At 73.2% G+C, this 7649-nt stretch carries 10 protein-coding genes and 1 pseudogene; 2 read left to right on the forward strand and 9 right to left on the reverse strand.

Features of this window, described 5'->3' with window-relative positions; translation table 11 throughout:
- Positions 1–230 precede the first annotated feature (230 nt).
- The 8 genes and pseudogenes from A6Q79_RS03020 to A6Q79_RS03055 all read right to left on the reverse strand — a co-directional run.
- Positions 231–1994 carry a penicillin-binding protein 2 gene (locus tag A6Q79_RS03020; protein WP_067858290.1) on the reverse strand — a complete coding sequence of 588 codons (1764 nt, stop codon included), beginning with the start codon at positions 1992–1994 and terminating at the stop codon, positions 231–233.
- Positions 1991–2416 (reverse strand): hypothetical protein, encoded by a 426-nt coding sequence (locus A6Q79_RS03025; RefSeq protein ID WP_067858293.1) that lies wholly within the window; start codon positions 2414–2416, stop codon positions 1991–1993. Before A6Q79_RS03025 ends, A6Q79_RS03020 begins: the two co-directional genes overlap by 4 nt.
- Positions 2413–3375 carry a 16S rRNA (cytosine(1402)-N(4))-methyltransferase RsmH gene (rsmH, locus tag A6Q79_RS03030; protein ID WP_317696182.1) on the reverse strand — a complete coding sequence of 321 codons (963 nt, stop codon included), beginning with the start codon at positions 3373–3375 and terminating at the stop codon, positions 2413–2415. Before rsmH ends, A6Q79_RS03025 begins: the two co-directional genes overlap by 4 nt.
- A 14-nt stretch (positions 3376–3389) precedes the next feature.
- The gene (locus tag A6Q79_RS03035; RefSeq protein WP_256475569.1) at positions 3390–3521 is read right to left on the reverse strand and encodes a hypothetical protein; all 132 of its coding nucleotides are present in this window, start codon (positions 3519–3521) and stop codon (positions 3390–3392) included.
- Between the two features lie 154 nt (positions 3522–3675).
- Positions 3676–4125 carry a division/cell wall cluster transcriptional repressor MraZ gene (gene mraZ, locus A6Q79_RS03040; protein ID WP_241270777.1) on the reverse strand — a complete coding sequence of 150 codons (450 nt, stop codon included), beginning with the start codon at positions 4123–4125 and terminating at the stop codon, positions 3676–3678.
- Between the two features lie 367 nt (positions 4126–4492).
- Complete coding sequence (locus A6Q79_RS03045; protein ID WP_067858296.1) at positions 4493–4885, reverse strand: DUF3040 domain-containing protein; 393 nt, start codon at positions 4883–4885, stop codon at positions 4493–4495.
- A 22-nt stretch (positions 4886–4907) separates the two neighbouring features.
- Positions 4908–5129 carry a hypothetical protein gene (locus A6Q79_RS03050; protein WP_317696195.1) on the reverse strand — a complete coding sequence of 74 codons (222 nt, stop codon included), beginning with the start codon at positions 5127–5129 and terminating at the stop codon, positions 4908–4910.
- Between the two features lie 119 nt (positions 5130–5248).
- Positions 5249–5356: pseudogene (locus A6Q79_RS03055) on the reverse strand (methyltransferase domain-containing protein); the annotation flags it as partial.
- Between the two features lie 155 nt (positions 5357–5511).
- On the opposite strand from A6Q79_RS03055, the gene A6Q79_RS03060 reads away from it, so the two are divergent.
- Entirely contained in the window at positions 5512–5775 is a 264-nt protein-coding gene (locus A6Q79_RS03060; protein WP_317696188.1) for an FAD-dependent oxidoreductase, read from the forward strand.
- Entirely contained in the window at positions 5712–6572 is an 861-nt protein-coding gene (locus tag A6Q79_RS03065) for an FAD-dependent oxidoreductase (RefSeq protein ID WP_317696191.1), read from the forward strand. Before A6Q79_RS03060 ends, A6Q79_RS03065 begins: the two co-directional genes overlap by 64 nt.
- A gap of 13 nt (positions 6573–6585) precedes the next feature.
- Here the strand turns inward: A6Q79_RS03065 and metF are convergent, their stop codons facing one another.
- A complete protein-coding gene (gene metF, locus A6Q79_RS03070; RefSeq protein ID WP_236749718.1) occupies positions 6586–7494 on the reverse strand; it encodes a methylenetetrahydrofolate reductase [NAD(P)H] in 909 nt (302 codons plus the stop codon).
- Positions 7495–7649 lie beyond the last annotated feature (155 nt).

Genomic DNA, 7649 nt, shown 5'->3' on the forward strand with positions numbered 1-7649 from the left:
GTCGTCGGGAGGTCCTCGCTGTCGGTCACCGGTCCAACGTAGCGACTCCGCGCCATCCCCTCACCCCGCCCCGGAACCCGTTCCAGCCCCACCGTGTGCAAGCCACGCCAACCGAACCGCGAACTCGCTTCAGCGGCGAGCGAGCGCCAGCGAGCGAAGCCGAGCCGGTCCGCGGTGAGCGAGCGCCAGCGAGCGAGCCGTGCTGCAGCGCGAGGAACGAGCGCGCCCGGCTACCATTCCTGCGCCACCTTCGGCGAGCGCGACCCGGTGGGCGCGACGCCGAAGCGCTCGAGGGCCATCGACATGATGTCGTGGAAGACGGGGGCGGCGGTCGAGCCGCCTCCGGCGTTGGCGAAGGGCTTGTCGAGCACGACGTAGGTGATGAAGCGGGGCTCGTCGGCGGGGGCGAAGCCGATGAAGGAGACGGTGTTCTGGCCGCGGACGTAGCGTCCGGTGACGGGGTTGACCCGCCAGGCGGTGCCGGTCTTGCCGGCGACGCGGTAGCCGGGGATCTGCGCGGCGGGCGCGGTGCCGTCGTCGGCGGTGACGGCCTCCATCATGCGGGTGACCTCGGCGGCGGCCTTCTTGGAGACGACCCGTCGGGAGGGCACCTCCTTGGCGTCGGTGCGGTGGCCGTCGGCGTCGACGAACCCGCTGACGACCGACGGGTCGACCATGACGCCGCCGTTGGCGATGGCGCCGACGGCGCGCACGACCTGCAGCGCCGTGACGGAGATGCCCTGGCCGAAGGAGATGGTGGCGTGGTTGGCCTTGGTCCAGCTGGCGGCGGGGGCGAGGATGCCTCGCGACTCGCCGGGCAGCTGGACGCCGGAGCCGACGCCGAAGCCGAACTTGCGCAGGTAGTCGTGCATCGTCTGGTTGCTCATCTGCTGCGCGGCGACGATGGTGCCGAGGTTCGAGGACTTGGCGATGACGCCGGCGGCGGTGAGGTTGAGCGTGCCGTGCTGCCAGTAGTCGCCGATGGGGAACTTGTCGATGACCATCTTGCCGGGGACGCTGATCTGCGTGTCCGGCGTGATCTTGCCCTGGTCGGCGAGCGCGGCCATGGTGATGGTCTTGAGCACGGAGCCGGGCTCGTAGACCGTCTGCACGAACCGCGAGACGGTGTTGGAGTCCTGCATGGTGGCCTTCGAGCCGGGGTCGAAGGTGGGCGCCTGCGAGAGCTGGACGACCTGGCCGGTGCGCACGTCCATGGTGATGGCCAGGCCCCAGTCGGCCCCCGCGGAGCGCACGGCGTCGGCGAGGCGCTGGTCGGCGTACCACTGCAGGTCGCGGTCGATGGTGGTCTGGACGTCCTGGCCGGGCTTCATCGGCACGACGGTGCTGTCGGCCATGGGGATCCGCTGCCCGGTCGGCGACACCTCGTAGGTGGCGGAGCCGTCCTTGCCGGTGAGGAGCGCGTCGTACTGGCGCTCGATGCCCTGCACGCCGACGGGCGTGTCGGAGTCCTTGGTCTGGCTCATGTAGCCGACGAGGTTGGCGGCGAGCCGCCCGCCGGGGTAGGTGCGCATGGTGGTCTTCTGGCTGAAGACGCCCGCCGCGCCGGCCTTGCGGAGCGCCTGGAGCGCCTTCTGGCCCTTGGCGGCGGGGAGGTTCTTCTCGAGGACGACGAACCGGGTGTCGGGGGTGCGCAGCTTCTCGATGAGGTCGAAGTAGTCGACGCGGTCCTCGCCGAGGCTCGAGACGAGGATCCGCGCGATCTGCGGGGCCTTCTTCGTCGTCAGCGTCGGGTCGGCGGTGAGGGTGAGCGAGTCGACGCTGGTCGCGATGACCTCGCCGTTGCGGTCGAGGATGTCGCCGCGTGGCGCAGGCACGGTGACAGGCTGGGTGCTGGCGTTGCGCGCCATGGCCGCGTAGGCCTGGGCGTCGAGGCCCTGGATCCAGAAGAGCCGGACGCCGAAGAGCATGAACAGGCTGACGACGAGCAGGAGGCTGACCCGCAGCCGGGTGCGGGAGAGACGCTGACGCTTCATCGATCGACCCTCTCGACGTTGCTGCGGGGCTCGGCGGGCACGGGGTCGCCGACGACCTTGCCGTCGCTCGAGCGGAGGAAGACGGGGTTGGTGTTGGGCACCATGCCGAGCTGGACGGCGCGCTGCGCGAGGTCGGCGGGCGCCTGGAGCCGCTCGACCTCGCGGCGCAGGTCCTGCTCCTGCACCGTCAGGGCGTCGGCCTTCGACTGCAGCCGGGCGATCTCGAAGGCCTGGGCCTGCAGGACGGTGCTGAGGAGGATCAGTCCGACGAGGCCGATGCCGAGCACGGTGAGCACGACGACCACGAAGGGAGCCCGGCCGGCGCGGCTGCGCACGGGGGCGACGAGCCGCAGCGGGAGGGTGGTCGGACGGGCCTGACGGGCCGTCCTCTGGCGCGGACGCGCGGCGTGCATGGTGCTCATGCGGCGACCCTCTCGACGGCGCGCAGCCGGACGGACCGGGCGCGGGGGTTGTCGGCGGCCTCGGCCTCGCTCGCCTGCTCGGCGCCGCGGGGGAGGAGTCTGAAGCGCGGCTCGAGGCCGGCGGGTACGACGGGCAGCCCGTGGGGCACGTCGAGGGTGGTCACGTCGGCGAGGGTCCGCTTGGTGATGCGGTCCTCGAGCGAGTGGTAGGAGAGGACGACGACGCGGCCGCCGACGGCGAGGGCGTCGAGTGCGGCGGGCAGCGCGCGGGCGTACACGGCGAGCTCGTCGTTGACCTCGATGCGCAGCGCCTGGAAGGTCCGCTTGGCCGGGTGTCCCCCGGTGCGGCGGGCGGCGGCGGGGATGCTGTCGCGGACGAGCTCGACCAGGCGGGCGCTGCGGGTGAAGGGCTCGGTCTCGCGGGCGGCGACGACGGCGTCGGCGATCCGGCGGGCGAACTTCTCCTCGCCGTGCACGCGCAGGACGCGCGCGAGCCGGTCGGCCGGGTAGGTGTTCAGCACGTCGGCGGCCGTGGGCCCGACGCCGGGGGTCATGCGCATGTCGAGCGGTGCGTCCTGTGCGTAGGCGAAACCGCGGTCGGCGAGGTCGAGCTGCATCGAGGAGACCCCGAGGTCGAAGAGCACCCCGTCGACGCGCCGCAGCCCGGCGTCGGCGAGGACGTCGGGCAGCTCGTCGTAGACGGCGTGGGCGTAGGTGACGCGGTCGCCGAAGGGCTCCAGGCGCGCCTGGGCACGGGCCAGGGCCTCGGTGTCGCGGTCGACGCCGACGACGTGCACGTCGGGGAAGCGCTGGAGCATCGCCTCGGTGTGCCCGCCGAGGCCGAGGGTCGCGTCGACGACGACGCGGCGGCGCTCGCCGGGCGCGGTCAGGGCAGGTTCGAGCAGCTCGAGGCACCGGTCGAGCAGGACCGGCACGTGCCGGGCGTCCGGGGTGCCCACCCCGTCGTCCTGCGTCACGCGGCACCGGCCACGAGGGTGACGGCGAGCCCGATGAGCAGCGCGAGGGCGACGGAGACGCCGGCGGAGAACGCCATCAGGACGGCGGCGTCGGCGAGCTCATGCCGGACGCGTCGGGGCTGGTGCATCGCACCTCCTCGGGTGCTCGGGGCTCCGTGGGAGCGGGCTGGGGGGTGGACGGTGGTGCGGGGGGTGACCGTGCGGCCTGATCCCCGTCCGTACGGCTCTGGCACCGGGGAAGTGATGCCAGGACCGGACAGGCGGAGGTCGGACCTCGCGGGCTCAGAAGATGCCGGGCATCACCTCGTCGGACATGTCGGAGAACTGCTCCTCCTGGCCGGCGGAGTACTCGTCCCAGCGGCGGGCGTCCCAGATCTCGATGCGGTCCATCGCGCCAACGACGGCGACGTCGCGCTCGAGCCCGGCCCAGGTGCGCAGCACCGGCGGGATGGAGATGCGGCCCTGCTTGTCGGGGACCTCCGAGGAGGCGCCCGAGTAGAGCATGCGCACGAAGTTGCGGGCCTCGCGGTTGGTGAACGGCGTCTCGCGGATGCGGTCGGTGAACGCGCCGAAGGCCTCGGTCGTCCATCCGTAGATGCAGTTCTCCTGCCCGCGGGTCAGCACGATGCCGCCCTCGAGCCGCGGGCGGAACTTGGCGGGCAGGAACAGGCGCGACTTGTCGTCGAGGCGGGGCGTGTAGGTGCCGAAGAAGTTGTCCGCATCGATGCCCACCTCCCCTCACCTCGTCTCCCGCGTCGGGCCCTCCACCGTCGTGCGGGGATCCCCGTGTGCTCCATTTCGCACCACCCTACCCCACCTTTCCCCACCGTCAACGCGACACAGCGGAAATTCCGGCAGTTTCGCGACGCGCCGCAGCGCGCCGTGAGCGGCGTGCTGGCCCGTCGTTGCAGCGCGCAGCGACCCGGCGGGCGCCGAGGTGGGGCGAAGTGGAGCGGATGCGCGTCCGCTCCCGTCCGCTCCCCCGCTGAGTGGGGGCCGCCGACGCGTGCAGGGGCCGGACATGACGACACCGGGTCCCGCTGGTGCGGAACCCGGTGTGGGGAGGTGGGGGGCGGACCTCAGGAGGTCCGCAGGAGGGTCAGCGGTCGTCGCCGTCCTGGCGACGCTGCCAGCGCTCCTCCATGCGGTCGACGAACGAGCCGGACTGCTTCGGGCCCTTGGGACCGGAGGAGCGCGTCGGGCCGGCGTCGGGCGCGGCCGTCAGGCCGTGGCGCCACGCGGTGACGAAGAAGTAGCCGCCGGCGAGCATGACGACGAAGCCGAGCACACCGAGCCAGGTCAGCGCGGAGACCGCACCGGCGAACAGGATGCCGAGGCCGACGACGAGACCCAGACCGGACAGCACGGCGACCTTGCGGTTGCGCGCGGCCTGCTTGGAGCCCCGGAGGGTCGACGCGAAGTCGGGATCCTCGGCCGCGAGAGACTGCTCGAGCTGCTGGAGCAGGCGGGCTTCTTCGTCGGAGAGTGGCACCGGAGGCCTCCTGGTGGTGGGTCTAGATCAAGTCTAGGCGGGCGATGGTGTGCAGACCAGCCGAGATCCCTGAGAACTCGCTGGACGTCCGGACCAGACGCTCCAGAGCGTACAAGCGTTCGCGTGCTCCCGGTTCCGTGTCCACGACGGCGCTCGGCACGAGGTCGGCGAAGGTGCGCAGACCCGCGTGCGCCAGCACCGTGAAGCCGGCCGCCGCGAGCTGCTCGTGCAGCTCCTCGGGCACGTAGCGCCGCGGACCGTGCGCGCGCAGGTCCCAGCCCTCGACGCGGGCCTGCGCGAGGGCGGACGGTCGCCCAGCACGCCCACGACCTGGTCCTGCAGGCCTGCCTCGGCGGCGCGACGGTCCAGCGACGCCAGCGCGTCGGGACTCGGGTCGACGACCGTGACCCGGTGCCCGAGCGCCGCCAGTCGCACCGCGTCGCCGCCCGTGCCGCCGCCGACGTCGAGGACGTCGAGCGGACCGCTGCGCTCGAGGGCCTCGACCGCGTCGAGGACGGCCTGCCACATGATCTCCTGACGCACGGGACGCATGGCGTCACTGTGTCACAGCGTGGCCGCGGGACCGGACGCTCCCGGCCCTCGCCGCCGCTCGCTAGGGTCGGCCCATGGCGCGCGTCGTGGTGGTGGGCGGAGGATTCGCCGGCACGTCCCTCGCGGCACGGCTCGCGAAGCTGCGGCACGAGGTGGTGCTGCTCGAGGCAGGCGACCGGCTCGGCGGACGTCTGCGCGGGCACCAGGCGGGCGACGGGCTGTGGCAGCTCGACCTCGACACGTTCACGCCGTCCGACGACGGCTGCTCAACCAGGTGCCCAGCGCCGACTCGCTCGACCGGGCGACCCGTCGCGCCCTCCACGCGCGCCGTCCCCTGAGCCGCGAGGTCGCGCGGACCTTCGACGACGACCGGGTGCGTCGCATGGTGCTCGACGACGTCGTGCTCGCCGGCGACGACCCGCGCGCCGTGCCCGCTGCCACGGCGGTACGCCACCAGGTCGAGCGGAACTTCGGGCGATGGGAGGTCGAGGGCGGCATGCCGGCGCTCGCCGACGCCCTCGCCCGGCGGCTCGAGGAACGTCGCGTCGACGTGCGCCTCGGGTGCTCTGCGTGGGGCGTCGAGCGCGACACGTCCGGCGTCACCGGCGTCCGCACCGACGACGGGGTGGTGGCGGCCGACGTCGTGGCGTGGTGCGCGCCGACCTGGCCCGACGGACTCCCCGAGCCGGCGCTGCTGCCGCGCATCCCGGCCCACCGGGCACTCGTCCGGCTGTCGCCGGACGCCCCGACGCCCGACCTCGCCCGCGACGTCGCGGTGCACGCCGACCCGCCGCTGCATCTCTGGGAGGGCTCTCCCGGCTGCTGGACGATCGCGCACCACAAGGCCGAGGACCCGCTGATCGCGCTCGTGCGCGTCGGCATCGACCTGCGCGACCGGGTGGTGGAGCGCCACGACCTCGCCCCGGCCGACCTCGTGCGCCTGGGTCACTGGGGCTGGCAGTGGCGAGGCTGGCGCACGGTGCTGCAGCGCCCGGGCCCGACGCTGCCCCCCGGCGTCGTGATGGCCGGCGCGCACGCGCACCCGGGACCCTCGCTGGAGGCGATCGGTCTCGCCACCGAGGCGATCGCCGAACGGCTCGGCGCCGTGCCGCGTCGTCCGGCCACCCCCGCCTGAGCGGGAGTGCGGGTCAGACCAGGCCCTCGCCCCGTAGCGTCTCGAAGATCTCGCGCGTGGCCTTGGAGCGGTTCAGCGTGATGAAGTGCAGGCCGGGCGCGCCCTGGGCGAGCAGGTCGCGACACAGCTGGGTGGCCAGCTCGATGCCACGCGCACGCACCGCCGCAGGATCGTCCTGCACCGGCTCGACGACGTCGAGGACCTCACGCGGGATCTCTGCCCCCGACAGCTCGGCCATGCGGGCGACCTGCGAGAAGTTCAGGATCGGCATGATGCCGGGGACGATCGGCAGGTCGCTCCCGCGGGACCGGACCCGCTCGACGAGATCGACATAGTCCTGCGCGCGGAAGAACAGCTGGGTGATCGCGAACTCCGCGCCCGCCCGGTGCTTCGCGACGAGCACGTCCGCGTCGGGCTCGAGTCCGCCGGCGTCGGGGTGGCCCTCGGGGAACGCCGCGACGCCGACCGTGAAGTCGCCCAGGTCACGGGCCAGCTCGACGAGCTCGACCGCGTGGTCCATGCCCTCCGGGTGGGTCTCCCACGGCGCCCGGGGCCCGCCCTTGGGGTCGCCGCGCAGGGCCAGGACGTGGCGGATGCCGGACGCCGCGTACTGCTTGAGGACCGCCTCGATCTCCGAGCGGCTCTGCCCGACCAGGGTCAGGTGCCCGACGGCGCGGATCCGCGACTCCTCCGCGATGCGCGACGTCACCCGGACCGTGCGGTCCTGGCTCGTCCCGCCGGCGCCGTAGGTCACGGAGACGAACGACGGACGCAGCGGCTCGAGGTCGGCGATGGTGCGCCACAGGACCTCCTCCCCCGCGTCGTCCTTGGGCGGGAAGAACTCGAAGGAGACGCAGGGACGCTGGTCGCGGAGGTCCTCCACGATCGAGTGGGAGGGCACGGGCGCGGGGGCGTCGGTCACGGGCCAACGGTATCGTCCGCGACGTGGTAGCCGCCGATCTTGTCGAGTTCCGAGACGCCGTGGCCGACGAGCTCGAGCGCTTCGCGGCTCGACGCCGCGCCGAGCTCGCCGACGTCGGCACCGACCTCGCCCCGTTCCTCGACAGCGCCGTGGCC

Origin of the sequence: Aeromicrobium sp. REDSEA-S32_B7 (genome assembly GCF_001626145.1) — a bacterium.
Taxonomy (GTDB): domain Bacteria; phylum Actinomycetota; class Actinomycetes; order Propionibacteriales; family Nocardioidaceae; genus Aeromicrobium; species Aeromicrobium erythreum.

Bases quoted from the DNA above. Each gene is read 5' to 3' on its own strand.
- A6Q79_RS03020 (WP_067858290.1), bottom strand. From the start codon at position 1,994: ATGAAGCGTCAGCGTCTCTCCCGCACCCGGCTGCGGGTCAGCCTCCTG.
- A6Q79_RS03025 (WP_067858293.1), bottom strand. From the start codon at position 2,416: ATGAGCACCATGCACGCCGCGCGTCCGCGCCAGAGGACGGCCCGTCAG.
- A6Q79_RS03035 (WP_256475569.1), bottom strand. From the start codon at position 3,521: ATGCACCAGCCCCGACGCGTCCGGCATGAGCTCGCCGACGCCGCCGTC.
- A6Q79_RS03060 (WP_317696188.1), top strand. From the start codon at position 5,512: ATGGCGCGCGTCGTGGTGGTGGGCGGAGGATTCGCCGGCACGTCCCTC.